We start from the raw sequence: 264 nt of genomic DNA, 5'->3' as shown, positions 1-264 counted from the left end.
ATATAGTAGATGTTAACCGAATATAATACTGAGCTAGTGCTATTATATAATAGATAAAACACCTAACGATTGCTGTGAGCCGCGCAAATAAAAAAGTAATAAATAATGTGGTTCATTAAGTACGACAGATAAGTAAATAGGAAGATATAAATAAATTATGAAGCTTTCGACTAAAGTTGCAGAACTAACTACTATTATTGCCCCTGCGGTAGCTGCATGTGATGTGGCGCTGTGGGGCGTAGAGTTTACCCCACAAGGTAATCG

Annotated in this window: 1 pseudogene; it reads left to right on the top strand. The window is 36.4% G+C overall.

Annotated elements, in window-relative coordinates:
• Window positions 1-157: 157 nt before the first annotated feature.
• Window positions 158-264: pseudogene (locus AAEY88_RS14035) on the top strand (ribosome assembly cofactor RimP); the annotation flags it as partial.

Origin of the sequence: Psychrobacter sp. CAL346-MNA-CIBAN-0220 (genome assembly GCF_040309805.1) — a bacterium.
Classification (GTDB): domain Bacteria; phylum Pseudomonadota; class Gammaproteobacteria; order Pseudomonadales; family Moraxellaceae; genus Psychrobacter.
Note: the sequence above shows the minus strand (reverse complement) of the source record. Positions and strands in the feature narration are given on the sequence as shown.